The 26442-nt window shown below is 60.9% G+C and carries 28 protein-coding genes; 19 read left to right on the forward strand and 9 right to left on the reverse strand.

The window, feature by feature from the left end:
• Positions 1 to 71: 71 nt before the first annotated feature.
• Together AC1DNI_RS01605 and AC1DNI_RS01610 are read right to left on the reverse strand one after the other, a co-directional pair.
• A complete protein-coding gene (locus tag AC1DNI_RS01605; RefSeq protein ID WP_027230814.1) occupies positions 72 to 971 on the reverse strand; it encodes a methylated-DNA--[protein]-cysteine S-methyltransferase in 900 nt (299 codons plus the stop codon).
• Between the two features lie 88 nt (positions 972 to 1059).
• Positions 1060 to 1566, reverse strand: coding sequence for a DUF2244 domain-containing protein (locus AC1DNI_RS01610; protein ID WP_477690577.1), 507 nt, complete (start codon positions 1564 to 1566; stop codon positions 1060 to 1062).
• Between the two features lie 22 nt (positions 1567 to 1588).
• On the opposite strand from AC1DNI_RS01610, the gene nth reads away from it, so the two are divergent.
• Entirely contained in the window at positions 1589 to 2347 is a 759-nt protein-coding gene (gene nth, locus AC1DNI_RS01615; protein WP_477690578.1) for an endonuclease III, read from the forward strand.
• Here nth and AC1DNI_RS01620 read toward each other — a convergent pair.
• Positions 2340 to 3056 carry a sulfate transporter family protein gene (locus AC1DNI_RS01620; protein WP_477690579.1) on the reverse strand — a complete coding sequence of 239 codons (717 nt, stop codon included), beginning with the start codon at positions 3054 to 3056 and terminating at the stop codon, positions 2340 to 2342. The genes nth and AC1DNI_RS01620 overlap by 8 nt on opposite strands.
• A gap of 154 nt (positions 3057 to 3210) precedes the next feature.
• On the opposite strand from AC1DNI_RS01620, the gene AC1DNI_RS01625 reads away from it, so the two are divergent.
• A complete protein-coding gene (locus AC1DNI_RS01625) occupies positions 3211 to 4203 on the forward strand; it encodes an adenosine kinase (RefSeq protein ID WP_091920569.1) in 993 nt (330 codons plus the stop codon).
• On the opposite strand, the gene AC1DNI_RS01630 is transcribed toward AC1DNI_RS01625, so the two are convergent.
• The 3 genes from AC1DNI_RS01630 to hrcA form a co-directional block, all read right to left on the reverse strand.
• The gene (locus AC1DNI_RS01630) at positions 4163 to 4843 is read right to left on the reverse strand and encodes a trimeric intracellular cation channel family protein (protein WP_477690580.1); all 681 of its coding nucleotides are present in this window, start codon (positions 4841 to 4843) and stop codon (positions 4163 to 4165) included. The genes AC1DNI_RS01625 and AC1DNI_RS01630 overlap by 41 nt on opposite strands.
• 112 nt (positions 4844 to 4955) lie before the next feature.
• On the reverse strand, positions 4956 to 5660 hold the full coding sequence (gene grpE / locus AC1DNI_RS01635) for a nucleotide exchange factor GrpE (protein ID WP_477690581.1): 705 nt from the start codon (positions 5658 to 5660) through the stop codon (positions 4956 to 4958).
• A 66-nt stretch (positions 5661 to 5726) separates the two neighbouring features.
• Positions 5727 to 6797: a heat-inducible transcriptional repressor HrcA gene (gene hrcA / locus AC1DNI_RS01640; protein WP_091920566.1), complete on the reverse strand. Its 1071-nt coding sequence runs from the start codon at positions 6795 to 6797 to the stop codon at positions 5727 to 5729.
• A gap of 127 nt (positions 6798 to 6924) precedes the next feature.
• On the opposite strand from hrcA, the gene rph reads away from it, so the two are divergent.
• From rph to AC1DNI_RS01705, 13 genes are all read left to right on the forward strand, one after another.
• Complete coding sequence (gene rph / locus AC1DNI_RS01645) at positions 6925 to 7641, forward strand: ribonuclease PH (protein WP_113279869.1); 717 nt, start codon at positions 6925 to 6927, stop codon at positions 7639 to 7641.
• A gap of 11 nt (positions 7642 to 7652) precedes the next feature.
• On the forward strand, positions 7653 to 8060 hold the full coding sequence (locus AC1DNI_RS01650) for a VOC family protein (RefSeq protein WP_477690582.1): 408 nt from the start codon (positions 7653 to 7655) through the stop codon (positions 8058 to 8060).
• Positions 8057 to 8704 carry an RdgB/HAM1 family non-canonical purine NTP pyrophosphatase gene (gene rdgB / locus AC1DNI_RS01655; protein ID WP_477690583.1) on the forward strand — a complete coding sequence of 216 codons (648 nt, stop codon included), beginning with the start codon at positions 8057 to 8059 and terminating at the stop codon, positions 8702 to 8704. The genes AC1DNI_RS01650 and rdgB overlap by 4 nt, the downstream gene beginning before the upstream one ends.
• Positions 8705 to 8891: 187 nt before the next feature.
• Positions 8892 to 10052, forward strand: coding sequence for a radical SAM family heme chaperone HemW (gene hemW / locus AC1DNI_RS01660; RefSeq protein WP_477691457.1), 1161 nt, complete (start codon positions 8892 to 8894; stop codon positions 10050 to 10052).
• Between the two features lie 11 nt (positions 10053 to 10063).
• Positions 10064 to 10963 carry a 16S rRNA (cytidine(1402)-2'-O)-methyltransferase gene (rsmI, locus tag AC1DNI_RS01665; RefSeq protein WP_477690584.1) on the forward strand — a complete coding sequence of 300 codons (900 nt, stop codon included), beginning with the start codon at positions 10064 to 10066 and terminating at the stop codon, positions 10961 to 10963.
• Positions 10960 to 11325 (forward strand): YraN family protein, encoded by a 366-nt coding sequence (locus AC1DNI_RS01670; protein ID WP_477690585.1) that lies wholly within the window; start codon positions 10960 to 10962, stop codon positions 11323 to 11325. Before rsmI ends, AC1DNI_RS01670 begins: the two co-directional genes overlap by 4 nt.
• 377 nt (positions 11326 to 11702) lie before the next feature.
• Positions 11703 to 13154: a siroheme synthase CysG gene (gene cysG / locus AC1DNI_RS01675; RefSeq protein WP_477690586.1), complete on the forward strand. Its 1452-nt coding sequence runs from the start codon at positions 11703 to 11705 to the stop codon at positions 13152 to 13154.
• 18 nt (positions 13155 to 13172) lie between these two features.
• On the forward strand, positions 13173 to 13487 hold the full coding sequence (locus tag AC1DNI_RS01680; RefSeq protein ID WP_027230800.1) for a DUF2849 domain-containing protein: 315 nt from the start codon (positions 13173 to 13175) through the stop codon (positions 13485 to 13487).
• Between the two features lie 19 nt (positions 13488 to 13506).
• Positions 13507 to 15177, forward strand: a complete 1671-nt coding sequence (locus AC1DNI_RS01685) for a nitrite/sulfite reductase (RefSeq protein ID WP_091947219.1) — start codon at positions 13507 to 13509, stop codon at positions 15175 to 15177.
• Positions 15167 to 15922: a phosphoadenylyl-sulfate reductase gene (locus AC1DNI_RS01690; RefSeq protein WP_477690587.1), complete on the forward strand. Its 756-nt coding sequence runs from the start codon at positions 15167 to 15169 to the stop codon at positions 15920 to 15922. The genes AC1DNI_RS01685 and AC1DNI_RS01690 overlap by 11 nt, the downstream gene beginning before the upstream one ends.
• Positions 15923 to 15927: 5 nt before the next feature.
• The gene (locus tag AC1DNI_RS01695) at positions 15928 to 16455 is read left to right on the forward strand and encodes a DUF934 domain-containing protein (protein WP_477691458.1); all 528 of its coding nucleotides are present in this window, start codon (positions 15928 to 15930) and stop codon (positions 16453 to 16455) included.
• Between the two features lie 31 nt (positions 16456 to 16486).
• Positions 16487 to 17512: an NAD(P)/FAD-dependent oxidoreductase gene (locus AC1DNI_RS01700; protein ID WP_113279862.1), complete on the forward strand. Its 1026-nt coding sequence runs from the start codon at positions 16487 to 16489 to the stop codon at positions 17510 to 17512.
• Between the two features lie 5 nt (positions 17513 to 17517).
• Entirely contained in the window at positions 17518 to 17865 is a 348-nt protein-coding gene (locus AC1DNI_RS01705; RefSeq protein ID WP_027230795.1) for a 2Fe-2S iron-sulfur cluster-binding protein, read from the forward strand.
• A 3-nt stretch (positions 17866 to 17868) separates the two neighbouring features.
• On the opposite strand, the gene AC1DNI_RS01710 is transcribed toward AC1DNI_RS01705, so the two are convergent.
• Both AC1DNI_RS01710 and AC1DNI_RS01715 read right to left on the reverse strand, forming a co-directional pair.
• Complete coding sequence (locus AC1DNI_RS01710; RefSeq protein WP_477690588.1) at positions 17869 to 18432, reverse strand: L,D-transpeptidase; 564 nt, start codon at positions 18430 to 18432, stop codon at positions 17869 to 17871.
• Between the two features lie 141 nt (positions 18433 to 18573).
• Positions 18574 to 19512, reverse strand: coding sequence for a nucleoside hydrolase (locus AC1DNI_RS01715; RefSeq protein ID WP_477690589.1), 939 nt, complete (start codon positions 19510 to 19512; stop codon positions 18574 to 18576).
• Positions 19513 to 19646: 134 nt separating this feature from the next.
• Here AC1DNI_RS01715 and AC1DNI_RS01720 point away from each other — a divergent pair, with 134 nt between their 5' ends.
• Positions 19647 to 20069, forward strand: a complete 423-nt coding sequence (locus AC1DNI_RS01720; RefSeq protein ID WP_027230792.1) for an Hsp20 family protein — start codon at positions 19647 to 19649, stop codon at positions 20067 to 20069.
• 56 nt (positions 20070 to 20125) lie between these two features.
• Positions 20126 to 20383 carry a BQ00720 family protein gene (locus tag AC1DNI_RS01725; protein WP_051614838.1) on the forward strand — a complete coding sequence of 86 codons (258 nt, stop codon included), beginning with the start codon at positions 20126 to 20128 and terminating at the stop codon, positions 20381 to 20383.
• A gap of 18 nt (positions 20384 to 20401) precedes the next feature.
• Here AC1DNI_RS01725 and pncB read toward each other — a convergent pair whose 3' ends face one another.
• On the reverse strand, positions 20402 to 21709 hold the full coding sequence (pncB, locus tag AC1DNI_RS01730; RefSeq protein ID WP_036813531.1) for a nicotinate phosphoribosyltransferase: 1308 nt from the start codon (positions 21707 to 21709) through the stop codon (positions 20402 to 20404).
• A 256-nt stretch (positions 21710 to 21965) separates the two neighbouring features.
• Between pncB and AC1DNI_RS01735 the strand changes: the two genes are divergently transcribed.
• Both AC1DNI_RS01735 and AC1DNI_RS01740 read left to right on the forward strand, forming a co-directional pair.
• Positions 21966 to 23129 carry an efflux RND transporter periplasmic adaptor subunit gene (locus AC1DNI_RS01735; RefSeq protein WP_477690590.1) on the forward strand — a complete coding sequence of 388 codons (1164 nt, stop codon included), beginning with the start codon at positions 21966 to 21968 and terminating at the stop codon, positions 23127 to 23129.
• A gap of 9 nt (positions 23130 to 23138) precedes the next feature.
• Positions 23139 to 26270: an efflux RND transporter permease subunit gene (locus AC1DNI_RS01740; RefSeq protein ID WP_477690591.1), complete on the forward strand. Its 3132-nt coding sequence runs from the start codon at positions 23139 to 23141 to the stop codon at positions 26268 to 26270.
• Positions 26271 to 26442: the final 172 nt, after the last annotated feature.

Genomic DNA, 26442 nt, shown 5'->3' on the forward strand with positions numbered 1-26442 from the left:
TTGCGATAAGTTTCAACGCAAAAGCCCGGCACGCGGCCGGGCTTTCTGGCGGTCTTGGGAGAAGACGGTTCTCAGCCTGCCTGGCTGTGCGGCGTATCCTGTGCGAGCTGCCCTGCTTCCCAGCCGAGAATGGCGCGCTTGCGGGTGAGGCCCCAATGATATCCGGTCAAGGCTCCCGACTTTCCGACAGCCCGGTGGCAGGGAACAACGAAGGAGACAGGGTTGGCGCCGATCGCCGCACCGACGGCGCGCGAGGCGTTGGGCGAGCCGATGTCAGCGGCGATATCAGAGTAGGCGACGCATTTGCCCATCGGAATCTTGAGCAGCGCTTCCCAGACTCGCAGCTGAAAATCGGTGCCGATCGTCACGACTTTCAATGGCCGGTCGGCGCGCCATTCCGCCGGATTGAAAATCCGCCCGGCATAGGGGGCTGTGGCGGCCAGATCCTCGACATAGGTGGCGTTTGGCCAGCGCGAGGACATGTCGGCGAGCGCTTCTCGCTCCTTGCCGGCGTCGGCAAAGGCGAGGCCGGCAAGACCGCGATCGGTCACCATGATGAGCGCCAGTCCGAACGGCGATATGAGAAAGCCATATCGGATCGTCAAGCCTGCGCCGCGGCTCTTATAGTCTCCCGGCGACATGCCTTCATGGGTAACGAAGAGATCATGCAGCCGGCCAGGGCCGGAAAGTCCGGTCTCATAGGCAGTTTCGAGCAGCGGCATGCCTTCATCGAGCAGCCTGCGCGCATGATCGATCGTTACCGCCTGCAGGAAACCTTTCGGTGAGAGCCCGGCCCAGCGCGTAAAGAGCTTCTGCAGCGCCGTCGGCGAAAGGCCGGTGTCGCGCGCCAGGGTCTCAAGCGAAGGCTGGTCGCGATAATCCTTGCTGATGCGTTCGATGATGTGGCTGACGATGGCATAATCGTCGCCGGTCGGAGTGATGTCTTTTTGAAGTATGGCGTGCGGTTTCATGAGCGTTTACCTCTTGTGTCGAGGATATATGACCACGCACCTGCCGTCGCCGCCACCCGATTCTTGACGGCTCGACTAGTTGGAAAGATCAGCGTCCCTTCGCCGTCGCAAGCGCTGTCTGAAAGGCCGAGGCAAAGCTTTCGCGGTCGTCGGGATTGAGGAACGAGCCGATGATGACGGCCTTGCCCTGTCCCTCGACGCGCATCGAGGTAATGCCGATCTCGGCATGACGGGCAATGCTGAAGCGCGTCCAGTAAGGGTTGAATTCGTGCTGCTTTGCCCGTCCCGAAGGCGCGACCTGACGGATGTGCAGGGCAACGCGCGAAATGCTGACTTCTTCGTGTGCTTTCGCTGCAGCGTAGTTGATGCGGAACGCCACGTAGACGATGACGACGTCCAGCCCGAAAAAGCCGAATACCGGCCAGGCGCCGATCGACAGAAAGAAAAGGCCGGTCATAAAACTGCTGACCCCAAGCGTTCCCATAAGAACAATAAATCCGAAACGGCCAAGCGATCGATGTGGCACAAGAAGCGCACGGAAGATTTCTTCTTCGTTGATCGCGGCCGGGTCAATCGGGTTTGTTGTTTGGCTCATGGGGCTCAAGTATAGAGGGGTCATGGAAAATCCCAAGCCGAAAATCGATCAGAACGCTGTGACCGCCAGGCCCGCCAAGGTAGAGCGGCGTGTTCCGGGTACGCGCTACACGGCGGCGGAGATCCACGAGATATTTCGCCGGTTTTCGATCCAGCGGCCGGAGCCGAAGGGGGAACTCGAACACGTCAATCCGTTCACCCTGCTTGTTGCCGTGGCGCTTTCGGCGCAGGCAACGGATGTCGGCGTAAACAAGGCGACGCGCGCGCTCTTCAAGGTCGCCGATACGCCCGAAAAGATGGTGGCCCTCGGGGTAGAGAGGCTTGGCGAATATATTCGAACGATCGGACTGTGGCGCAACAAGGCCAAGAATGTCATCGCGCTATCGCAAGCACTGGTCGAAAAATATGGCAGCGTCGTTCCCGACGATCGTGACGAACTGGTCAAGCTGCCGGGGGTTGGGCGCAAGACTGCCAATGTCGTCCTCAGCATGGCGTTCGGCCAGGCTACGATGGCGGTGGACACGCACATCTTCCGCCTCGGCAACCGCCTTGGCCTTGCGCCCGGCAAGACCCCGGACGAGGTGGAAGCGAAGCTGATGAAGATCATTCCGTCGGAATATCTCTATCATGCGCATCACTGGCTGATCCTGCACGGCCGATACGTGTGCAAGGCGCGCAGGCCGGAATGTCCGGCCTGTGTCATCGCCGATATCTGCAAGGCAGCGGAAAAGACCTCGGAAATCCCGGCGCCGCTGGTGCCACTGCCGCCTCAGGCTATCTGACAGGTACAGCCCGTGCCGCACGGGCGACGGCTTTGTGGAGGTGCACCATGAGCGCTGCGGCAAAGAGCGGCGTCAGAAGGTTGAGCAATGGCACGGCCATAAATGCGGCGATGAGCAGGCCCGCGAGGAAGACCGTACCGGCATTCTGCGCCCGCAAGGCCTTTGCTTCGGCTTCGGATCGAAAACGCATCGCGGCGAACTCGAAGAACTCGCGGCCCAGCAGATAGCCATTGACGATGAAGAATGCGATCAGGTTGACGCCGGGAATGAGCAACATCAGCAGGGCGGCAATATTGCCGAGAATGACGACGCCAAAAAAGCGGATTGAAAGAACCATCGAGCGTATGGCAGGCAGCGGCTTTCCGGCCGGGTCGCCAGGGTAGTCCTCTTTTTCGACGACCTCGGCAACATCGTCAAGAAACAGTCCGGCCACGATTGCGGTAACTGGAGCAATCAGCAGCGCCAGTCCCAATGCAAGCCCGATGCTGGCAAAGAGGCCGGCGATGAAGCCGATCCAGCCCGTCCAGGATGGCAAATCCGGCATCATTCCTTCGAAAAAAGGGAGCGCGAGCCATTCGAAGATTTCGCGCAGCCCAAACCATGCGCCGACGAGCAGCAGCAATGTCAGCCCCAGCGATTTCCACAGGACAGCGCGAAATTCCGGACGGAAGAGGTGACTGGCGGCGGCGCGGGCGCTTTCGACGATCATCGGGCATTTTGCTCCATGGCATAGGCATCCGACATAAGCGCAACTGACCCTTCGGACAAGGTGTTCGCCCAAGTGGGGGGTGGTCAATTCTGTCGCGACGGGGTAGAGCAGGCAAAACAACGCCAACAGGTTTGCGATCTATCCCGGAGTTTCCATGTCCACTTATGACGTGCTTTGCATAGGCAACGCCATTGTCGATATCATTGCCCGCACCGATGACGATTTCATCATCAAGAACGGCATTATCAAAAATGCAATGAACCTGATCGACGCCGATCGGGCCGAGTTCCTCTACGAGCGCATGGGTCCCGCGATCGAGGCGTCCGGCGGCAGCGCCGGCAATACCGCGGCGGGGGTTGCCAGCCTCGGCGGACGCGCCGCCTATTTCGGCAAGGTAGCGGACGATCAGCTGGGCCACGTTTTTACCCATGATATCCGTTCGCAAGGGGTCGCCTTCGACACGCGTGTGTTGGCTTCCCCGCCGCCCACCGCCCGTTCGATGATTTTCGTGACGCCCGATGGCGAGCGCTCGATGAACACCTATCTCGGCGCCTGCATCGAGCTCGGGCCGGAGGATGTCGAGAGTTCCAAGGTTTCCCAGGCCAAGGTCACCTATTTCGAGGGATATCTCTGGGATCCGCCGCGCGCCAAGGAAGCTATCCGCCTGTCGGCAAAGATCGCTCATGAGCACAAGCGGGAAGTCTCGATGACCCTCTCGGATCCGTTCTGCGTCGATCGCTACCGCGAGGAGTTCCTCGATCTGATGCGCTCCGGCACGGTCGATATCGTTTTTGCCAACGAGGCGGAAATGAAATCGCTGTACCAGACGGACAACTTTGAGGAGGGCCTCGAACTGATCCGCAGGGATTGCAAGCTCGCTGCCGTCACCCGCTCGGAAAAAGGTTCTGTCGTCGTTGCCGGCGACGAGACCGTTGCGGTCCCGGCCATCGAGATCGAGGAACTGGTCGATACCACAGGCGCGGGCGATCTTTATGCAGCGGGTTTCCTCTTCGGTTACACTAACGGCCGCTCACTGACCGATTGCGCCCGCCTCGGCTCGCTGACGGCGGGGCTTGTCATCCAGCAGATCGGTCCGCGTCCGCAGATCAATCTGAAGGCCGCGGCGGAGCGGGCGGGGCTGCTCTGATCAAGCCTTCCCGCTCAAGCTCGTCCGCACTGCGGCCGGGCTTGTGATAGGTCGGCAGATACCAGCCGAAATAGAGCGCGCCGCCTCGAACCGTGAAGGCGGCAAGCGCCGCGACGAGCGCGGAAATCTCCGTCCCGACGGCAAGCCGGTGCAGCACGATATAGACAAGTGAGCCGGCGAGCGCCGCCGTGACATAAATTTCGCGGCGCATCACCACGGATGGCTCCCCCGAGATGATATCGCGGAGGATGCCGCCGAATGTCGCCGTCATGATGCCGGTCACCACCGCAATGGTCGAGTCGAAGCCGAGTGCAAGGCTCTTCGCCGCGCCCATCACACTGTAGGCGGCAAGCCCGACCGCATCGAGCCAAAGGAGAACGCGATAGCGTGATTCAAGCAGGTTGGCGGTGAAATAGACCAGGATTGCCGCTGCGGCGCAGACGAGGAGGCTCATCGGATCCTTCACCCAGAAGACGGGTACGCCGAGGATGAGGTCGCGCAACGTCCCGCCGCCGATCCCGGTGACCGCGGCGAGAAAGATGAAGGCCATGATGTCGAGCTGGCGCCGCGAGGCCGCCAGAGCTCCCGTCGCGGCGAAAAGGAAAATACCGGCATAGTTGAACAGCTGAATCATGGTCACCGGCAGTTTCCCCTCGCCGTTATTTTGTCCCACGATAGAGCATGACCGGAAAATGAAAAGAGCCGCATTCCGGTCAGGGAAATGCGGCTCCTTGGAACGTCGTTAAGACCGATCAGGCGTCTTTTTCAGCCTGCGGATTGATCGGGCCGGGTTCCGGCTGGGCTTCGCCGGCGGCCTGCTTGGGTCCCCCCCGCGACACGCCGACAAGGGCGGGCCGCAGCACGCGGTCGCCGATGACAAAGCCGGCCTGCGCAACCTGAACCACCGTATTATGCGGAACATCTGCATTCGGAATTTCGAACATCGCTTGGTGGAAATTCGGATCGAACTTCTGGCCCTGCGGCTCGATTTTCTTGACGCCGTGGCGTTCCATAGCGGTGAGCATGGAGCGTTCCGTCATCTCGACGCCCTCTACGAGGCCCTTAAGGCCGGCATCGCCGCCTGCGAGTGCGTCGGCGGGAACCGCTTCGATGGCGCGCTTCAGATTGTCGGAAACAGCAAGCATGTCGCGGGCGAAGTTCGCAACCGAATAGCTGCGCGCGTCATGGACGTCGCGCGCGGTTCGCTTGCGCAGGTTTTCCATATCTGCGGCAAGGCGCAGCAACTGGTCCTTCAGATCGCTATTTTCGGCGCGCAGCGCGTCGAGTTCGGCGGTCGTTGCCTGCTCCTGGTCTTCCTCGGCAAGCGCATATTCCTCGGCCTTGCGCGATTTAAGAAAATCATCGGCAGCGCGCTTCAGCGCATCGCGATCGCGCGGATTCTTCAGGTCGCGCTGATCGAGATCCGGGGTGTCGTGAAGTTTCTTGTCTTCAGCCATCTATCCTGTCCATTCATTTTTCGAAGTTGCGCTGGATATCGACGTTCGGCTCTTGAAAATCAAGTCTTATCGCAAAAGGCGGGATACGAGCTGGGCGGTATAGTCGACCATCGGCACGATCCGGGCATAGTTCAGCCGGGTCGGGCCGATGACGCCGAGGGCGCCGATGATGCGCTGCTCCGAGTCCCGATAGGGCGCGATCACCAGCGACGAACCCGACAGCGAGAACAGCTTGTTTTCTGACCCGATGAAGATGCGCACGCCCGGTCCCGCCTCGGCGAGGTCAAGAAGCTGCAGCGTTCCTTCCTTGGTTTCGAGATCGTCAAAGAGATGGCGCAGCCTGTCGAGATCGGCCTCGGCGTTGATCGAATCGAGAAGATTGCCGCGCCCGCGCACGATCAGGCGCGGCGGCTGCCCGCTGCCTGCGCCGCCCCAGACCGCGAGCCCCTGTTGCACCAGATGCTGCGACAAGGCATCGAGTGCCTGCTGGGTCTCGTCCTTGAGCCGACCGATTTCCTGGCGCGCCTCGCTGATCGTGCGGCCCTGGATATGCGCATTGAGAAAGTTCGAAGCTTCGATGAGCTGTGAGGGCGTCACGCCGACGGGCAAATCGATAACGCGATTTTCGATATCCCCGCTCTGGCTGACGAGAACGGCCAGGGCCTTGGTCGGTTCGAGGCGTACGAACTCGATGTGTTTCAGCGCGCCTTCCGCCTTGGTCGCAAGCACAAGACCGGCGCCGCGCGACATGCCGGAGAGGATTTGGCTCGCCTGCGTCAGCACGGTTTCAGTCGACTGGTCTTCGCTTGAAGCACGAACCTGTGCCTCGATCGAGTTGCGCTCGGCGGCGGAAAGATCGCCGACTTCCATGAAGGCGTCGACGAAGAAGCGCAGCCCGAGCTGCGTCGGCAGGCGTCCGGCCGAAATATGCGGTGCATAGACCAGTCCGAGATGCTCGAGATCGCTCATGACGTTGCGGATCGTCGCCGGCGACAGCGACACGGGGAGAATCCGCGAAAGGTTGCGCGAGCCGACCGGTTCGCCGTCGCCGAGATAGCTCTCGACGATGCGCCGGAAAATGTCGCGCGACCGCTGGTCAAGCGACTGATATGCCTCCGGTACCACGGCCCGTTTCATCTTGCCTCGTATGTCTGCTTGTTACAGCCCTGATATAAGCATTGTCCGGGCAATCATCAAAGCCTTTGCTTCGATCTGCCATCACGGCTAAAAGGCCGGACCACAGATTTTCAAAGAGGTCTTTCCAATGCGTCCTTCCAAGCGAGCCCCCGACGAGATGCGCGCCATCTCCTTCGAACGCGGCGTTTCCAAGCATGCCGAGGGCTCGTGCCTAGTCAAATTCGGCGACACCCATGTTTTGTGCACCGCGAGCCTTGAGGAAAAGGTGCCAGGCTGGATGCGCAACACCGGCAAGGGTTGGGTAACGGCCGAATACGGCATGTTGCCGCGCTCGACCGGCGATCGGATGCGCCGCGAGGCATCCTCTGGCAAACAGGGCGGCCGCACCCTGGAAATCCAGCGCCTCATCGCCCGCTCGCTGCGTGCGGTCGTAGACCTCCAGGCGCTTGGCGAAGTGCAGATCACGGTCGACTGCGACGTTATCCAGGCCGATGGCGGCACACGTACGGCTGCCATCACTGGCGGTTGGGTCGCTCTCCACGAGTGCCTGCGCTGGATGGAAGCGCGCCAGATGATCAAGGTCGAAAAAGTTCTGAAGGATCATGTTGCGGCGATCTCATGCGGAATTTCCAATGGCACGCCGGTGATCGACCTCGATTATCAGGAAGATTCGACGGCACAGACGGACGCGAACTTTGTCATGACTGGCAAGGGTGGTATCGTCGAAGTGCAGGGAACCGCCGAAGGCGAGCCCTTTTCTGAGGAAGAACTGCTTGCCCTTATGAGCCTTGCCCGCAACGGCATCGGGCGGCTGGTCAACCTGCAGCAGATGGCTGTGAGCTAAAAGCCGAGACCATGCGACCATCCGGTATCCTTGAAACGGCGCTTTATGTTACGGACCTTGCGGCCGCCAAGGACTTCTATGCCGGCATTCTCGGGCTCGAAATCATACTGGAGACGCCGAAGCGGTCCATCTTCTTTGGCTGCGGCAGCGGTGTCCTCATCCTGTTCGATCCCGTGCTGATCAACGAGCGCCCGCCCGGCAGCCTGCCTATCCCCTCGCATGGGGCAACAGGCCCGGGCCACGTCTGTTTCAAGGCGACACGGGATGAAATCGCCGGATGGAAAACCCATCTTGAGGCAAATGGCATCGAGATCGAAAGCGAGTTCGATTGGCCGAACGGCGCGCGCTCGCTCTATTTCCGCGATCCGGCCGGAAACTCGATCGAAATCGCAGAACCGAAATTATGGAATTTGGAATGAGAAAACTCGAAAAGGGCAGATTGCTCGTCGCAAGTCACAATCAGGGCAAGATCAATGAGATGATCGACCTTCTGGGACCATTTGGCTTCGAAGTGGTTTCCGCTGGCGATCTCGGGCTGCCGGAACCGGATGAGACCGGAACCACGTTCGAGCAAAATGCCTATATCAAGGCCTATGCGGCGGCGAAGGCGACCGGTCTCGTTGCGCTCTCCGATGATTCCGGCCTTTGCGTCGACGCGCTCGGCGGCGATCCCGGCGTTTACACGGCGAACTGGGCGGAACTTCCCGATGGCAAGCGCGATTTCAGCCACGGCATGGAAAAGGTGGAAAAGGCCTTGCAGGACAAGGGCGCGACAAGCCCCGACGAACGCAGCGGGCGTTTCGTCTCCGTCATCTGCCTCGCCTGGCCGGACGGCGAGGCCAATTACTATCGCGGTGAAGTCGAGGGCGAGATCGTCTGGCCGCCGCGCGGTAATGCTGGCTTCGGCTACGATCCCGTATTCAAGCCGGAAGGCTACGAGGCGACCTTCGGCGAGATGACAGCTGAACAGAAGCATGGCTGGAAGCCAGGCGACGAAAAGGCGCTGTCGCACCGCGCCCGTGCCTTCCAGCATTTCGCCAGGGATTGTCTGGACGCAGGATGACCCGCAACGATCCGATCACACGCCGGAGTTTTGTAGTTTGGCTCCCCTTTCCCCTCGTGGGGAGGGTCGTTGCTTTGCAACGGGGTGGGGGACGGGTCTGATGGCGTCCTTGCCAGTGATTCCTGCCGCCCGGGACCTGCGGTCCGACCTCCCCCACGCGTTGGCGGTTAAGGGAGGGCGCGCGAAAGTGCACCCCGACAAGGGCGATAGCGGGTTTGGCGTCTATGTGCACTGGCCGTTCTGCATGGCCAAGTGTCCCTATTGCGATTTCAATTCGCATGTGCGGCATCAGCCGGTCGACCAGAAGCGCTTCGCCGCTGCCTTTGCCCGCGAGCTCGCGACAATGCGCCAGCGCACCGGCGAGCGCACAGTGTCCAGCATATTTCTCGGCGGGGGGACACCCTCGTTGATGCACCCCGATACGGTCGGCTCGGTTCTGGATGCGATCGCGCAGAACTGGCACGTGCCAGAGGGCATCGAGATCACCCTCGAAGCAAACCCCACCAGCGTGGAGGCTGATCGGTTTCGCGGCTATCGCGCCACGGGTGTGAACCGGGTTTCGCTTGGCGTGCAGGCATTCAATGATGCCGATCTGCGCCGCCTCGGCCGCATGCATAGTGTCGATGAGGCACTTGCGGCGATCGGACTTGCACGGGAAATCTTCCCGCGGCTGTCCTTCGACCTCATCTATGCGCGGCCGGACCAGAGCGTCGAGGCATGGCGTGAAGAACTTGTGCGTGCCATCTCCTTTGCCGCCGATCACCTCTCGCTTTACCAATTGACCATCGAAGAGGGCACGCCCTTCTACAATCTCTGGCAGGCAGGAAAGCTCGTTACGCCGGATGGCGATCATGCGGCCGCGCTCTATGCCGAAACGCAGGATGTGACTGCAAAGCATGGCCTGCCGGCCTACGAGATTTCCAATCATGCCATTCCCGGCGCCGAGTCGCAGCACAATCTCGTCTACTGGCGCTACGGCGAATATGTCGGTGTGGGACCCGGCGCCCATGGGCGCTTTGTCGAGGACAATATCCGCGCCGTGACGATCACCGAGCGCCATCCTGAAACCTGGGTCGAAAAGGTCGAGGCAGCGGGACACGGCATTATCGAGGAAGAGCGTCTTGATCGCGAGCAGGAAGGCGACGAATTCCTGCTCATGGGCCTGAGGCTTGTCGAGGGGATCGACCTTGCGCGCTACGAACGCCTTACCGGGCACAGCGTCAAGGAGAAGCGGGTAATTTCCCTCGCCGAGCAGGGGCTTATCGAGTATGTCGGCAATAGCCGCATACGCACGACCCCGCAGGGCGCGATCGTTCTCAATGCGGTCATCGCAGATCTCGCGGCTTGAGGGGAAAAACATTGTCCGAAGCTGAAACCGGCGACCGGCATTATCAGATCGGCAGCGCTAGTTTCCGGGCTCGCCCGCTGGAGCCGGCGCTCTACATCGTGGCGACGCCCATCGGCAATCTCGGCGATATGACGATCCGCGGCATTGAAACCCTTGCCGCCGCCGACATCATTGCCTGCGAGGATACCCGGGTGAGCCGCGTCCTGTTGGAGCGCTATGGCATTTCACGCCGCCCTTTCGCCTATCACGAGCACAATGCCGAAATCGCCGGCCCTAAACTGATCGAGGCATTGCTTGCCGGAAAGAGCGTTGCGCTCGTCTCCGATGCGGGAACGCCACTCGTCGCCGATCCCGGCGGCAGGCTGGTGCCGGAGGCCAAGGCGGCCGGTATCAGGGTGGTGCCCATCCCCGGAGCCTCATCTGTCCTCGCGGCGCTGACGGCATCGGGCCTCTTCAAGGACTCATTTTACTTTGCCGGCTTTTTATCGTCGAAACAGGGACAGCGCCGTGCCCGGCTGGCGGAACTCAAGGCGCTCGATGCGGCACTGGTTTTCTTCGAATCGCCCAACCGTGCTGCCGCGACGCTTGCGGATATGGCCGATATATTCGGCGCGGAACGCCCGGCTTCCCTCTGCCGCGAGTTGACCAAGACCTATGAGACCGTTGTGACCCTGCCGCTGAAGCAGCTGGCTGAGACGTTCGCGGACGAGGATCGTATTCGCGGCGAGGTTGTTCTCGTGGTCGGCTCTCCCGTCGAGGATGCGAATATCCCCCGCTCGGACGAAGATGTCGACGCGTTGCTGCGGGCGCTCGTCCTCGAAATGTCGCCGGCAAAGGCGGCCGGTGAGGCGGCGCGCATGACCGGGCGGCCCAAGGGCGAACTTTATCAACGGTTGCTGGCGATGAAATGAGCGAGCGGGGCGGCAGGCACAAGGCATACCGCCGCGGCCATTCCGCCGAGCGGCTCGCCGCGCTCGCCCTCATGCTGAAGGGCTATCGCATAGTCACCCGCCGCTACCGCACCAAGGTCGGCGAGATCGATCTGATTGCCCGGCGCGGCAATATCGTCGCCATTATCGAGGTGAAGGCACGGGCACGGCTCGACCAGGCGATGGACTCGGTAAACGTCCTCGCGCAGCGCCGCATCGAAGCGGCAGCCGACCAATGGCTGGCGCGCCAACCGGATCAGGCTTTGCTGTCCGTGCGGTTCGATCTTGTGGCGATCCTGCCCTGGCGCTGGCCTGTACATGTGCCGGCAATCTTTACAAGCTGAGGGTCAGCTGCAATTTGCCCAGTGTACGATGGCTGGTTCCAGATTGGTTCCATCGCGACGCCGCTCAGAGCGTTGAGATTTCATGGCTGCGATCGCCGAGATGGCAAAGTCGGCTGCGCGAAGTTCTACTTAAAAGGGTACTTGCATTTTTCGATTAACACTATAAACATGGTCGTGTATTGGTTCTACTTGCGCCCGCTTTGTTACACCCTTAGGTGGGCGGGGCCGCGTGCTGTTGGATTGATAGAACGAGAATCTGCAAGCCCCCGGTTTTTCAGAAATTCCATGCTCCGCCTCCGGTTTCGGCGCATTTCTGTTCCTTATAAACCGCTGACCTTTCATGGATAATCCCTGCAACCATTGGGATTATCGCATTCATGTCCATCAGCAAGACCCAGCTTTCTGTCTTTCCAGCCTTTTTCCGCGTGCGGAATGAAGTGCTTGTGGTCGTGGGCAATGGCGAAGAGGCTTTCAACAAGGCGCGCCTGCTCGATCAGACGAATGCGGTAATCCGTATTGTCGCCGATGCCCCCGAACCGGAACTCGCGGCCTTCCTGCGCGATGGCGGATATGAACACGTCGCGGAAAAATTTGCTCCCAAGCAACTGACCGGTGCAAAACTGGTCTTCATCGCTACCGGCGATGAAGACCAGGATCGAGAGATTGCCGCCGAAGCGCGCCGCCAGCACATTCCAGTCAACGTCGTCGACCGTCCGGACCTTTGCGATTTCTTCACGCCTGCCATCGTCAACCGCGCGCCGCTCGCAATCGCCATAGGTTCGGAAGGCACCGGTCCCGTTCTTACCCAGATGATCCGCGCCCGCATCGATGCGGCGTTCTCGCCCCGCCTTGGCGATCTTGCGCGCCTCGCCAACGCCTATCGCCCCGCGGTCGAACGGCTGGTCAGGAAGGGCTTGCCTCGCCGTTTGTTCTGGCGGTCGTTTTTTTCCGGTGATGTGGCAAGCAATGTCTACAACAATGATCTTGACGGCGCACATGCGGCGGCGACCGCGCTGCTGGGCAACCAGGAAGCGAGCCAAGGCTATGTCTGGCTGGTTGGCGCGGGCCCGGGCGCAGAGGATCTGCTGACGTTGCGGGCTCATCGCGTCCTCATGGAAGCTGATGTCATCATTTATGACGCGCTGGTGCCGGACGCGGTTGTCGGCATGGGCCGCCGCGACGCCGCGCGCATTTCGGTCGGCAAGCGAAAGGGCTGCCATTCGAAGAGCCAGGGCGAAATCAATGATCTGCTCGTCGCGCTCGGCCGCGAAGGCAAGCGCGTCGTGCGGCTGAAGTCAGGCGATCCGCTCGTCTACGGTCGCGCCGGCGAAGAGATGGCCGCGCTTCGCGATGCCGGAATTTCCTTCGAGATCGTTCCCGGCATCACCTCGGCCTTCGCCGCGGCTGCCGATATGCAACTGCCTTTGACCTTGCGCGGCGTTGCCTCCTCGCTCGTCTTCACGACGGGCCACGACATGACCGGCGAAGTCCTGCCGGATTGGGCCCGCCTTGCCATCTCCGGCGCGACGATCGCGGTCTATATGGGCCGCAGTGTTGCAGCTTCGGTCGCAGAACGGCTGATCGCCGCTGGTCTTCATGCCGATACCGGGGTTGCCGTCATTGAAAATGCCGGCCGGACCGACCGTCGCATGTTCCACGGCACGTTGAACGACCTGCCGTCGCTTGAGCAGCGCGAAGATTTGAACGGTCCGGTCATGGTCGTCATAGGTGACGCCGTTGCTGGCGCCGCCATCGACAAGGCCGAGGCGCTTTCCGCCCGGAACCAGAATCCCGTGGCGCTGCCCCACCTTGAAACCAATGCTGCCTGAACGCGAAGGATCACGATCATGAGTGTCAAAGTTCTTACCGCAAATCGTTTGACCGATGGTGAAGCCGTCTGGCTCGGCGCCAATGGCGAATGGCTCGAACAGATCGATGGTGCGCTGATCGCCCGTCACGCCGAAGCGGTGACCGCGCTTGAGGAAGCCGGCAAGGCAGCGATCAAGTCCAACCTCGTTATCGACGTCAACGTGATCGATGTTGAAGAGCGCGGCACCAATCTGTATCCGCTGCGTCTGCGCGAGCGTATTCGCCAGCTCGGCCCCACCATCCGCCTCGATCTCGGCAAGCAGGCTGAAAAGCCCAAAGCTTCGGCCGCTTAATTCCTGAAGGTTCGCATTCATGTATCGCTATGACGAGTTTGACCACGCATTCGTTTCTGCCCGCGTGGACCAATTCAAGGATCAGGTGGAGCGCCGTCTCGCCGGCGAATTGACCGAGGACCAGTTCCGGCCGCTGCGGCTGATGAACGGCGTCTATCTGCAGCTGCATGCCTATATGCTGCGCGTCGCCATTCCCTATGGCACGCTGTCGAGCCGCCAGATGCGCAAGCTCGCCCATATCGCCCGCCATTACGATCGAGGCTACGGTCATTTCACGACGCGGCAGAACCTGCAGTACAATTGGCCGGCACTGAAAGACATGCCGAAGGTTCTCGACGAACTGGCATCGGTCGAGATGCATGCGCTGCAGACCTCGGGCAATTGCATTCGCAACGTGACTGCGGACCATTTCGCCGGTGCCGCCGCTGACGAGGTCGCCGACCCGCGTCCCTATGCGGAGATCCTGCGCCAGTGGTCGTCGATGCACCCCGAGTTTTCGTATCTGCCGCGCAAGTTCAAGATCGCGGTGACAGGGGCCGAGCGCGACCGCGCCGCCATCCAGGTGCATGACATCGGCCTCCATCTGAAGAAGAACGAAGCCGGCGACCTTGGCTTTGCCGTCTATGTCGGCGGCGGGCAGGGCCGCACACCAATGGTGGCCAAGAAAATCAGGGATTTCCTCCCGGTAGAGGATCTCCTGACGTATACGACCGCGATCATGCGCGTTTATAATCTTAACGGCCGCCGCGATAACAAGTACAAGGCCCGCATCAAGATCCTGGTGCATGAGACCGGGACCGAGGAATTGACCCGCCAGGTCGAGACCGAGTGGCAGGTGCTCAAGGATAGCGACCTCAAGCTGCCGCAGCAGGACGTCGATGCAATCGACAGCTATTTCCGTGCGCCCAACCTGCCACAGCGCCCGGAAGGGTGGTCGGGTCTTGCCGCCGCGCGCAAGGCGGATCATGCGTTTGCGACATGGGTCGACCAGAACGTCACGCCGCACAAAAACCCGGATTATGGCGTCGTAACTATCTCGCTCAAGCCCATCGGCGGCATTCCGGGCGATGCAACCGACGCGCAGATGGACCTCGTTGCCGATATTGCCGAGAAGTTTTCGCAAGATGAGATCCGCGTCAGCCATGAACAGAACCTTGTTCTCCCGCATGTTGCGATCGCCGATCTGCGCATCGTCTACGACCTGCTTCTGACCGACGGCCTTGCAACGGCCAATGCCGGTCTCATCACCGATATCATCGCGTGCCCCGGCCTCGACTATTGCGCCCTCGCCAATGCTCGCTCGATCCCGGTGGCTCAGCGCATTTCCGAGCGCTTCGGCCAGCCGGATCGCCAGGCGGATATCGGCGAGCTCAAGATCAAGATCTCGGGCTGCATCAACGCCTGCGGCCACCACCATGTTGGCCACATCGGCATTCTCGGCGTCGAGAAGAAGGGCGAGGAGCTCTATCAGATTTCGCTGGGCGGCTCGGGCGACGAGATCTGCACCATCGGCGATATTACCGGCCGCGGCTTCTCGTCCGAAGAGATCGTCGATGCGGTCGAGACCATCGTCGATCGTTATCTTGAAATCCGCACCGACAAGGAAGAGACGTTCCTCGCCGCCTACCGTCGTGTCGGAGCCGCGCCGTTCAAGGATGCGCTCTATAGCGAGGCTGCAAATGCTGCTTGAGTTCAACGAGCAAACGGTGGCGGATGAAGCGCGCTCGCTCGAAGCCCGGTACGGCAATCTTGAGCCGCTGGACGTCATCGAACTCGCCATCGACCACCTCTTCAACGAGGAGATCGCGGTTGTCTCTTCGTTCGGGGCGGAATCCTCGGTATTGCTCCACATGATCGCGCAGATCGATCGGGCAACGCCGGTGCTTTTTCTGGAGACAGGCAAGCATTTTCCGGCAACCTTGCGCTATCGCGACCAGCTGGTCAGCGAGCTTGGCTTGACTGACGTGCATGACATCCACCCGCTCAAGCAGAGCCTGAAGGATGAAGATCCCTTTGGCGCGCTGTCCATGACAAACAAGGACCGCTGCTGCTATATCCGCAAGGTCGAGCCAATGGCGCGCGCGGTTGCGCCCTATCGCGCCTGGATGACGGGCCGCAAGCAGTTCCAGGCCTCGACACGCTCCAGCCTGGCTGTTTTCGAGTCGGTCGGATCGCGCGTCCGTATCAATCCGCTCGCCCACTGGACCTCGGCCGACCTCAAGGCCTATATGGGCGCGCATGAATTGCCGCCGCATCCGCTGGTTGCCGAAGGCTACCGTTCGATCGGCTGCATGCCGTGCACGGCCCCGGTCAAGGACGGCGATGACGACCGGGCTGGGCGCTGGGCCGGGTCGGACAAGACCGAATGCGGTATTCACCTGACTGGCCTTACCGACCAGTTGAGCAATATTTCACTGACGGATTCGAATTTATGAGCGACATTTCCGAAAAGCCCGCCGGCGAGCTCTGGGGCCGCGAAGGATTTCGCGAAGATCCCTATATCACGGCGGCGTCTGTCGACGAGGCCGGCGACGCGCCCGCGGTCATCCTGCCGCTCGCGGTCTGGCTTGGTCTTGAGGACGATGTGCGTTTTGCAACGAACCGGCGCATCGGTGTATCCGTGGCGCCCGGCGAGAACATCGAGCCGCTGCTCGGCTTGCTCGACCGCATTCCGCTGATTGCCCTCGAATTTCCCGCCTTCAATGACGGGCGCTCCTATTCCAAGGCTGAAATGCTGAAAAATCAGCGTCACTTCAAAGGCGAGCTGCGCGCGGTGGGTGATGTCCTGATCGACCAGGTTGCCTATATGCTGCGGACCGGTTTCGATACGCTGAAGGTGTCGCATGCGGTCACATTGGAGCGGCTTGCCGATCACAACCTTCACGATGCGCCGGTCTACTACCAGCCTGGCAGGGGATCGCATACCGCCCCCGGAACCTATAGCTGGCGCCGCCTCCCGGTCGCCTGAACCCCTTCACGACATCACCTGGAAAGCACTTATGTCCGACACGATTGAAACAGATGTGGTTATTGTTGGCGCGGGTCCCGTGGGCCTCTTTGCTGTGTTCGAACTCGGCCTGCTCGATCTTCGCGCCCATGTCATCGACATTCTCGACCGGCCAGGCGGCCAGTGCGCCGAGCTCTATCCGGAAAAGCCGATCTATGACATTCCGGGCCTGCCCGAGGTGACCGGTCAGGCCTTGACCGACAATCTCTTGAAGCAGATTGCGCCCTTTGACCCGCAGTTCCATTTCTCGACCATGGTAACCGCGCTGACCAGGCTCGAAGACGGCCGCTTTCGCGTCGAAACCGATGCGGACGAGGTATTCATCACGAAGGTCATCGTCATTGCCGCCGGCGGCGGGTCATTCCAGCCGAAGCGTCCCCCCGTGCCCCAGATCGAGCATTATGAGGGAACGAGCGTCCACTATGCGGTTCGCAAGATCGAAGCCTTCCGCGGCCATGACGTCGTCATCGTCGGTGGCGGCGACTCGGCGCTCGACTGGACCCTTAACCTCGAGCCTGTGGCGAAATCGGTAACACTCGTGCATCGCCGCCCGGAATTTCGCGCCGCGCCCGACAGCGTCAACAAGATGTGGGCACTGGAGAAGGAGGGCCGCGTAAGGTTTCGCATGGGCCAGGTCAGCAATCTCGAGGGCGCCGACGGGCAGCTCTCCAAGGTTGTCATCAAGGGCGCCGAGGGCGATGAGCATCTGGAAGCTGGCCGCCTGCTGCCGTTCTTCGGCCTGACCATGAAGCTCGGCCCGATCGCCGATTGGGGCCTCAATCTCGATCAGAACCTGATTGCGGTCGATACGGAGAAGTTCGAGACCTCCGAACCCGGCATCTTCGCCATCGGCGACATCAATACCTATCCCGGCAAGTTGAAGCTCATCCTCTCGGGCTTCCACGAGGCCGCGCTCATGTCACAGGCGGCAAAGCGGATCGTATCGCCTGGCGAGCGTATCATCTTCCAGTATACGACATCATCCACCTCCCTGCAGAAGAAGCTGAAGGCAGCATAGGACTGATGAGCGACGACGCCCTCTATATTCACGTCACCGATCAGCACGGCAAACGCCATACGCTCGAGGCCCTCGAGGGCTTTCGGGTGATGGAGGTCATTCGTGATTGGGGACTGGACATCAAGGCGGAGTGCGGCGGCGCCTGCGCCTGCGGCACCTGCCATGTGTATGTCGGCGAGGATTGGACGGAAAAGCTCTACGAGCCACAGGATGAGGAAATCGACCAGCTTGACGTGACGTTCCACGTCGAGGATAATTCGCGCCTGTCCTGCCAGCTGATCATGACGCCGGAACTCAACGGACTTGAAGTAACGCTCGCACCAGACACGCAGCGCGCTAGCGTCGCGGCCTAGCTTCTAGATCACAACGACACGCGCGCCGAGCGGCACCCGCGCATATAAATCCACCACATGCTCGTTGATCATGCGGATGCAGCCATTGGAAACGGCGCGGCCAATGCTCCACGGCTCCGTCGTGCCGTGGATGCGATAATAGGTGTCGCGGCCGTTTCGGTAGAGGTAGAGCGCCCGCGCGCCGAGTGGATTGTGCGGTCCGCCCGACACGCCGCCGGCGTAGCGCGCATATTTGTTCGGCTGGCGGTTGATCATGCCCTGGGTCGGCACCCACCGGGGCCACACTTCCTTGCGCCCGATCTTGGCGCTGCCGTGGAAGGCGCGTCCGGCGCGGCCGACGCCGACACCGTAGCGGCGCGCTGTAAACCCGTCCTCGACCAGATAGAGAAAACGGCTGCGCGGGTCGATGACGACCGTGCCCGGCGCATAGGACGAATCGAAGGAAACATATTGCGGCTGGAAGACCGGGTTGATGACGAATGGCTTGCGGGCAGGCTTTGCAAGCGCTGCCTGCGGCGCTGCCGCCGCTGCAAGAACACCGGTCAAGAATAAGCGTCGCGTCAGCATCTCATCCCCCAACTTGGCTGCTGTCCGTCAAAGGACACTACACTTCCAGGAGGATTCTGTCCGGAAATTACTGAGCCATGGTTTACGCCGGCTCAACTTTTTGTGATGGAATGGCGGCCGTGGAAGGCCGCCATCGGAGCGTCAGGAGATACGTCCTATGCGCTCGATCAAAAGGTCGAAGAAGCCTTCATCATCGACGTCACGGATGTAGTAGGCATTGCTTGGCCGGTCGGTAACGCCCCACCAGTCGACCACGGTCATGCCGAGCGTAAGCTCGTTGGCTGTCTCCACCGTCACATTGCAGGTCCGGCCGCCATAAAGTTCCGGCTTGAGCAGATAGGCGATCACGTTTGGGTCATGCAGCGGCCCGCCGTCGCTTCCATATTTTTCCTCGTCGAATCGCTCGAAGAATTCGAGGAGTTCGACGCAGGCATCGCCGGCGCGCGTTCCCATATTGCGGAAGCGGTCGACCCGCTTTGCCGTCGAAAGCGCCTTGTGGGTCACATCGAGCGGCAGGATCGTGACGGGAACGCCGGATTGCAGCACGATCTGCGCCGCGTGGGGATCGACGTGGATATTGAACTCGGCAGTCGGCGTTATATTGCCGCCTTCGAAGAAGCCGCCGCCCATGAGCACGATCTCGCGGATGCGCGGGGCAAGTTCCGGCGCCCTGATGAGGACCTGCGCCACGTTGGTGAGCGGGCCGAGCGCGCAGAGCGTCACGCTGCCTGGTTCCTCGCGGCGCAATGTCTCGATGATGAAATCGACCGCATGCTGCGTCTGGAGCGGCATAGTCGGCACCGGCAGGTCGGGCCCGTCAAGTCCGGTCTTGCCATGAACATGTTCGGCGGTGATCAGGGCGCGCAGCAGCGGCCGGTCCGCGCCGGCAAAGACTTTCGCATCGGGTCGGCCGGCAAGTTCGCAAATCTTGCGGGCATTGAGCTCGGTCAGCGCCAGCGGCACGTTTCCGGCGACTGCGGTAATGCCAAGCACGTCAAGTTCGGGGCTGGAAAAGGCTAGAAGGATGGCAAGGGCATCATCTTGGCCGGGATCGGTATCGATTATGATTTTACGCGTCATTTCCTACTTTCTCGCGACCTGAATCCGGCCCTCTCTTGAACTCCGTGATTCGATCGACCATATCATTTGGCAAAGGCGAAATGCTGTCGAACACGGGTTTCGCTTTTAGGTCGCTTTTATCAAGGACTGCACCAATGACACGAATGACGCCATTTTCAAGCCCCTTGCTGCTTGGTTTTGACTCGATGGAAAAGACGCTGGAGCGCATAGCGAAATCCGGCGACGGCTATCCACCCTACAATATCGAGCGCATACGCGGCGCGAACGACCGCGAACAGCTTCGCATCGTTCTGGCAGTGGCCGGTTTCTCCAACGAGGACCTCGAAGTCACGACGGAGGACAACCAGTTGGTCATTCGCGGCAGGCAGGCCGATGAAGGCGAACGGGAATATCTGCATCGCGGTATCGCCGCGCGCCAGTTCCAGCGGATTTTCGTACTTGCCGATGGAATGCGCGTAAGCGCTGCCTCGCTGAAGAATGGGTTGTTGTCGATCGACCTCGATCGGCCGGAACCCGAACGGTTGGTCAAGCGCATAAACATTGCGGTAGAGGACTGACCGTAGCTCTAACAGGACAGGGCTTCGAAATAGACTGTCCGAATATGGAGGCTGACATGCAAAACACTGTTCACAAAAGCCCGTTCTCGGATCTTGAATTTGCACGGCTTGGCGCCGGACAGGTCGCCTATATGCGCAAGGTCAAGACCGACGAGCTCGCCCACAGCTTTCCGGCGCTGCCGCCGATGACGCCGGGTGTCGAGCTTTGGGCCCTCTTTGGCGCCAATGGCGATCCGATCGTCCTCTCCGATGAGCGCGACAATGTTCTCGTCGGCGCCCAGGAACATGAACTGCGCACCGTTATGCTGCAGTAAAAACCGGATAAGCGTGGTTCAGACCTTGACGGCCTGTTCCACGCGATCTTCCGCTCCGAACACTTCCAGGTAGCGCTTTATCTCCGCCGGATCGCCGGTCGCCTTCTTCGGGTTGTCCGAAAGCTTGACCGCCGGCCGACCATTGGTTTCGCTGACCTTGCAAACCAGCGAGATGGCATTGAGGCGGTCATTGTAGCGCGGCGCGCAATCCTCGAAATCATTGGTGAGGTTGGTGCCCCAGCCAAAGCTCATGCGCACCTTGCCGCGAAAATGGTGATAGGTCTCCTCGATCGTATCGACATCGAGACCATCGGAAAAAACCAGCAGTTTCTGGCGCGGGTCCTTTCCCTTCGACCGCCACCAGGCGAGGATCTTTTCGCCGCCCTCGATCGGGGGCGCACTATCGGGTCGGAAACCAGTCCAGTCAGCGACCCAGTCCGGCGCATCGCGCAGGAAGGCTGCGGTGCCGAATGCATCGGGGAGCACAATCAGCAGGTTGCCACCATAGTAGCGGTTCCAATCCTGCAGGACCTTGTAGGGCGATTTGAGCAGCTCCGCCCTCGTCGTGCTGAGCGCCGCAAGCACCATCGGCAACTCGTGGGCATTGGTGCCGAGCGCCTCGAGATCATTGTCCATCGCCATCAGAACATTGCTCGTGCCGGTGAAAGCAGGGCCGATCCCTTCTTTCAGCGCCTCGACGCACCACCGCTGCCACAGAAACGAGTGGCGCCGCCGCGTGCCGAAATCAGAAATCCGGATATCGGGGAGCGCGCGCAGGCGTTCGACCTTCGACCACATCTTGGCCTTGGCGCGGGCATAGGTGACGTCGAGTTCGAAACGCCCCATCTGTTTCATGGCGGCGCGCGAGCGCAACTCGTTGATGATCGTCAGCGCCGGGATCTCCCACATCGTCGTGTACATCCACGGCCCGTAGAAATTCAGGACGTATTGTCCGTCCTGCCGCGTCAGCTCATATTCGGGCAATTGGAAATTCGTCAGCCATTCGAGGAAATCCGGCTCGAAGATCTGCCGCTTGCCGTAGAACGTATTACCGCCGAGCCAGATCATTTCCTTCTTGCTGAATCGCACCGTCCGCGCGTGGTCGAGCTGGGCGCGGAGTTCATGCTCGTCGATTTCGTCGGCAAGCCGGACGCGCGTCGTCCGGTTGATCAGGGTGAAGGTGGCATCGACCTTGGGATAGAGCCCCCAGATCATCTGCAGCATCAGAAGCTTGTAGAAATCCGTGTCGAGCAGACTGCGGACGATGGGATCGAGCTTCCATGTGTGGTTGAACACACGCCGTGCGATGTCGGTCTTGGTCGCCATATGGCCGCTCTCCTTCCGAATATTCCGCCAGCCATGTTGCACGGCAACTATCCGCCTTCAAGCGGAGCTGGCTAAATTCAGCGAAGCGGCTCTTCCATTAAATATTTGTAACCTCACCGAATTGTCATTAACGGTTCAGGCAAAGCACCCTATCTTCGCTCCACATTCGCCTGTTCGCGCTCGATGACGCGTTGAGGTATAATCAATTTAGGCGCTGGCTCTGCTGTGACGCGGGACCGGCGTTTTGGAGTGACGTATGAAGGTTTGGAAACAACTGGCTCTGGCTTTGGTGATCCTTGGTGCTGCCGGGGCAGGCTGGCTGTACCTCTTTCCTGGCGCAAGTGATTTCCTGAAGAAGGCCGGCATCGATCGCGGCGCAACCACGGCGGCGACGCCGCCGGCCGGCGGGCAAAAACAAAAGCGCAGCGGACAACCCTTGCCGCTCGTCACGGTTCGTGCGGCCGCCGATGCGAAGATCAATGACCGGCTGACGGCGATCGGAACGGGCAAGGCCAAGAGCTCCGTCTCCGTGACGCCCTATGCCGCCGGCCGCCTTACCGAGATACTCGTTACCTCCGGCAGCCACGTGCAGAATGGCGACGTCATTGCCCGGCTCGATTCCGAATCGGAAAGCATCCTGGCGGACAAGGCGCGGACGGCTCTCAAGGATGCCGAGACCAAGCTGAAGCGCGCCCAGAATCTCTCGACGACCAATACCGTCTCAGCGGTCCAGGTATCCGACGCCGAACTCGTCGTTGAAAACGCAAGGCTGAACCTGCGCGAAGCCGAACTCGCCTTGGATCGCCGCGCCATCCGGGCGCCGATCGGCGGCACCGTCGGCATATTCCCGATCAATGCCGGCAACTACGTCGTCACCACGACGCAGGTTGCCTCCATCGACGACCGGTCGGAACTCCTTGTCGATTTCTGGGTACCGGAACGCTTTGCACCAGCCGTGACCATTGGTGCCGAGGTTTCGGCAAGCTCGATTGCCCGCCCTGGAGAATCCTTCAAGGGCGCAGTCAGTGCCATCGACAACCGGGTCGATCCGACGAGCCGCACGCTTCACGTCCAGGCGAAGATCACCAACCCGAAGGATACGCTGCGCGAGGGCATGGCGTTCCAGGTGTCGCTCGGTTTTCCGGGCGAGACCTATCCGACGGTTGATCCGCTGGCGATCCAGTGGGGGACGGATGGCGCCTATGTCTGGCGCATTGTCGACAACAAGGCATCCCGGGTGCCGGTGCGGATCGTCCAGCGCAACACCACCAACGTACTCGTCGACGCCGATATCAAGCCGGGCGATCAGATCGTCGCCGAAGGCGTGCAGTCGGTGCGGCAGGACGGCCTCGTGCAAATTCAGGGCCAGCCCGCTCCTGACCAGGCAAGTCCTTTGGCTTCCGTCGGCGAACAGGGCTGAGGCAGCGCCATGAGCAGTTCGAAAGGCCAAGCCGACTTTACCGCCCTTTTCATTCGCCGTCCGGTTCTGTCGCTGGTGTTGAACGCCCTGATCGTCGTTGCCGGACTGGCGGCGTTTTACGGCGTCGATGTCCGTGAACTGCCCGACGTCGACCGTCCCGTGGTGACCGTGAGTACGGATTTCACCTCGGCGGCAGCAGAAACGGTCGATCGCGAACTGACATCCGCCATCGAAGGCGCTGTATCCCGCGTCTCGGGGGTCAAGTCCATTTCATCGAGCTCGTCCTTCGGCAATAGCCGCGTGACGGTCGAGTTCAACGACAATGTCGACCTCAATGTCGCCGCCGCCGATATGCGCGATGCGATCAGCCGCATCTCCAACACGCTGCCCGACGAAGCTGACCCGCCGCGCATCGTCAAGGCGGACGCCAATTCCGACGCTGTCATGCGCCTCGCGGTCACGTCCGACACGATGGCGGTGGAGGACATGACGGTCCTCGTCGAAGACCAGATCGAAGACGTGCTGGCCTCGGTGCCCGGCGTCGCCGATGTTCAGATCAACGGCAACCGCAGCAAGATTTTCCGCATCGATATCGACCAGGGCAAGCTTTCCGGTCTCGGCATGAACATCGCCGATATCCGCAACGCGCTGAACACCATGGCCTTCGACACGCCGGCAGGCCAGCTCAACAGCAATGACCAGAGCATTGTCGTGCGTGCGCAGGCGCCGGTGACGACGCCCGAAGATTTCGAGAACATCATCATCAAGAACCAGACGCGCATCCGCGACGTCGCCACCGTCACGCTCGGGCCCGATATCGGCACCTCGTCGCTGCGCGCCAACGGCAAGACCGGCATCGGCCTTGGCATTATTCGTCAGGCGCAGTCGAATACGCTCGACATCTCGAAGGGCGTACGCGCCGCAGTGGAAGAACTGCAGAAGACGCTGCCGAAGGGCGTCGACATTCGGGTGACCAGCGATGATGCCGACTTCATCAACGGCGCCGTGCACGAAGTCGAGATCGCGCTTGGCGCGTCGGTCCTCATCATCATCCTGATCATCTATCTCTTCCTTTGGGATTTCAAGGCGACCCTGATCCCCGCAGTCAGCATGCCGGTTGCTCTGATCGGCACAATTTCGGCGATATATCTCGCTGGTTTTTCCATCAACATCCTGACGCTGCTCGCTCTCGTTCTCGCAACCGGCCTCGTCGTGGACGATGCCATCGTCGTCCTTGAAAATATCGTTCGCCGCCGCAACCAGGGCATGGGGCCGCGGGCCGCGGCGGTGCTCGGCACGCAGGAAGTGTTCTTTGCCGTCATCGCCACCACGGTCACCTTGGCGGCGGTTTTTGTGCCGCTCTCCTTCCTTCCTGGCCAAACCGGCGGGCTTTTCCGCGAGTTCGGCTTCGTGCTCGCCATCTGCGTACTGCTCTCGGCCGTCGTCGCCCTGACGCTCTGCCCCATGCTCGCTTCGCGGCTCTTGAGCGCCAGCGAGCGGCGGCATGAGGAAGTTGCCCACGCGCCCGGTGTTGTCGGCCGCATCGGCAGCTGGTTTGGCGGCCTCTATGCGCGCATGCTGCATGCATGCCTCGCCGCCCCGTGGATCGTCGTCATCGTCTCAGTCCTGTTTGCGGGAGCCGCCTTCGGCGCATTTTCACTGCTCAAGCAGGAACTGACGCCCACCGAGGACCGGGCCGCGGCCTTCCTGCGCATAACCGCGCCGCAGGGCGTGAGCCTCGAATATCTCGGCGATGAGATGCGCAAGATCGAGGCGCTCATCCAGCCGTTGCGCGATGCCGGCGAGATCGAGAACACCTTCTCCATCGCCGGGCAGAACGGCAACACCAATCGCGGTTTCATGGTGCTGAGCCTAGCCAAGTGGAAGGAACGCCAGCGCAGCCAGCAGGAAATTGTCGCCGACGTTTCGCGCCTTGTGCGCGATATTCCCGGCATCCAGGTCTTTGCGGCGCAGCCCAATTCGCTTGGCATTCGCGGGGCCGGCAATGGTCTGCAATTTGCCGTCGTCGGCAGCAGCTATTCGGAACTCGGAACCACCGCGGCGAAGATCGTCTCCGAACTGGAGAAGGACCCCCGATTCGACCGGCCGCGCCTGACCAACGAGCCGACCCAGCCCCAGCTCGCCGTATCGATCGACCGCGAGCGCGCTTCCGATCTTCGCATCGACATCAGCGGGCTGGCGGAGGCGCTCCAGTCGGTCCTTGATGGCTACAAGGTCGGCTCGGTCTATATCGAAGATCGCAGCTTCGACGTGAAGCTCGTCGCGACCATCAACCCGATCAACGATCCGACCGATCTGGAGAACGTCTTCCTGCGCACCGGCGATGGTCGTTTCGTGCCCATGTCGACAATCGCCAAGCTCACCGAGGTGGCAGTCCCGCCTGCACTTACCCGCGAACAGCAGATGCGTTCAGTTGCGGTCACCGCCGGACTGCGTGCCGATTTTGCCCTCGGCGATGCCTACAAGGTAGCACAGCAGGTGGCTGCGCCGTTGTTGCCGCCCGGCTACCGTCTCATTCCGCTCGCGGAAGCGGCGACGCTCGGCGAAAATTCGGCAAGCATGATGGTGACCTTTGGCTTCGCCCTCTTGATCATCCTGCTTGTCCTTGCAGCGCAGTTCGAAGGCTTCATCAGCGCCATCATCGTCATGGCGACGGTGCCGCTCGGTCTTGCCTGTGCCGTCTTTGCCATGGTGATGACGGGCACCAGCATGAACGTCTACAGCCAGATCGGCCTGGTGCTGCTCGTCGGTATCATGGCCAAGAACGGTATTCTCATCGTCGAGTTCGCCAATCACCTGCGCGACCAGGGCAAAGGCGTGCGCGAAGCCATCGAAGAGGCGTCGAACATCCGCTTGCGTCCCGTCGTGATGACGATGCTCTGCGCGATCCTCGGCGGCGTTCCGCTCGTCCTTGCGAGCGGCGCCGGCGCCGAAGCGCGCATCGCGCTCGGCTGGGTGATCGTCGGCGGGCTGGGTCTCGCAACCGCATCAACGCTGTTCCTGACGCCGGTTGCCTATCTCCTGCTCGCGGGCTTCTCCAAGCCGAAAATCGAGGAAGAGGCGCGTCTCAATCGCGAATTGCTCGAAGTCGATTCGCGACCCCGCCTCGCCGCCGAATAGCTGCCTCCACAACATTCCAACGCCTGTGTCGACGTAGACGGGCGTAGGTTCCAATCTGCTCGGCAAAATATTGACCGTTTGATAAAAAATTTGACCTTCTGTCAAAATATGGCATTCTTCCCTTAGAGGAGCCGGACAAACCGGCCCACGAAAATGGCAGCGATCCCTGGGA

The sequence above is a fragment of the Phyllobacterium sp. 01N428 genome, assembly GCF_056399405.1.

Coding starts and splice junctions, on each gene's coding strand:
- AC1DNI_RS01715 (WP_477690589.1), bottom strand. CDS start 19,512: ATGACGCGTAAAATCATAATCGATACCGATCCCGGCCAAGATGATGCC.
- hrcA (WP_091920566.1), bottom strand. CDS start 6,797: ATGAAACGGGCCGTGGTACCGGAGGCATATCAGTCGCTTGACCAGCGG.
- AC1DNI_RS01740 (WP_477690591.1), top strand. CDS start 23,139: ATGAGCAGTTCGAAAGGCCAAGCCGACTTTACCGCCCTTTTCATTCGC.
- rph (WP_113279869.1), top strand. CDS start 6,925: ATGCGTCCTTCCAAGCGAGCCCCCGACGAGATGCGCGCCATCTCCTTC.
- AC1DNI_RS01685 (WP_091947219.1), top strand. CDS start 13,507: ATGTATCGCTATGACGAGTTTGACCACGCATTCGTTTCTGCCCGCGTG.
- AC1DNI_RS01700 (WP_113279862.1), top strand. CDS start 16,487: ATGTCCGACACGATTGAAACAGATGTGGTTATTGTTGGCGCGGGTCCC.
- AC1DNI_RS01705 (WP_027230795.1), top strand. CDS start 17,518: ATGAGCGACGACGCCCTCTATATTCACGTCACCGATCAGCACGGCAAA.
- nth (WP_477690578.1), top strand. CDS start 1,589: ATGGAAAATCCCAAGCCGAAAATCGATCAGAACGCTGTGACCGCCAGG.
- AC1DNI_RS01650 (WP_477690582.1), top strand. CDS start 7,653: ATGCGACCATCCGGTATCCTTGAAACGGCGCTTTATGTTACGGACCTT.
- cysG (WP_477690586.1), top strand. CDS start 11,703: ATGTCCATCAGCAAGACCCAGCTTTCTGTCTTTCCAGCCTTTTTCCGC.
- AC1DNI_RS01690 (WP_477690587.1), top strand. CDS start 15,167: ATGCTGCTTGAGTTCAACGAGCAAACGGTGGCGGATGAAGCGCGCTCG.
- AC1DNI_RS01610 (WP_477690577.1), bottom strand. CDS start 1,566: ATGAGCCAAACAACAAACCCGATTGACCCGGCCGCGATCAACGAAGAA.
- rdgB (WP_477690583.1), top strand. CDS start 8,057: ATGAGAAAACTCGAAAAGGGCAGATTGCTCGTCGCAAGTCACAATCAG.
- AC1DNI_RS01605 (WP_027230814.1), bottom strand. CDS start 971: ATGAAACCGCACGCCATACTTCAAAAAGACATCACTCCGACCGGCGAC.
- AC1DNI_RS01725 (WP_051614838.1), top strand. CDS start 20,126: ATGCAAAACACTGTTCACAAAAGCCCGTTCTCGGATCTTGAATTTGCA.
- grpE (WP_477690581.1), bottom strand. CDS start 5,660: ATGGCTGAAGACAAGAAACTTCACGACACCCCGGATCTCGATCAGCGC.
- AC1DNI_RS01720 (WP_027230792.1), top strand. CDS start 19,647: ATGACACGAATGACGCCATTTTCAAGCCCCTTGCTGCTTGGTTTTGAC.
- AC1DNI_RS01735 (WP_477690590.1), top strand. CDS start 21,966: ATGAAGGTTTGGAAACAACTGGCTCTGGCTTTGGTGATCCTTGGTGCT.
- AC1DNI_RS01625 (WP_091920569.1), top strand. CDS start 3,211: ATGTCCACTTATGACGTGCTTTGCATAGGCAACGCCATTGTCGATATC.
- AC1DNI_RS01710 (WP_477690588.1), bottom strand. CDS start 18,432: ATGCTGACGCGACGCTTATTCTTGACCGGTGTTCTTGCAGCGGCGGCA.
- AC1DNI_RS01670 (WP_477690585.1), top strand. CDS start 10,960: ATGAGCGAGCGGGGCGGCAGGCACAAGGCATACCGCCGCGGCCATTCC.
- pncB (WP_036813531.1), bottom strand. CDS start 21,709: ATGGCGACCAAGACCGACATCGCACGGCGTGTGTTCAACCACACATGG.
- AC1DNI_RS01680 (WP_027230800.1), top strand. CDS start 13,173: ATGAGTGTCAAAGTTCTTACCGCAAATCGTTTGACCGATGGTGAAGCC.
- AC1DNI_RS01620 (WP_477690579.1), bottom strand. CDS start 3,056: ATGATCGTCGAAAGCGCCCGCGCCGCCGCCAGTCACCTCTTCCGTCCG.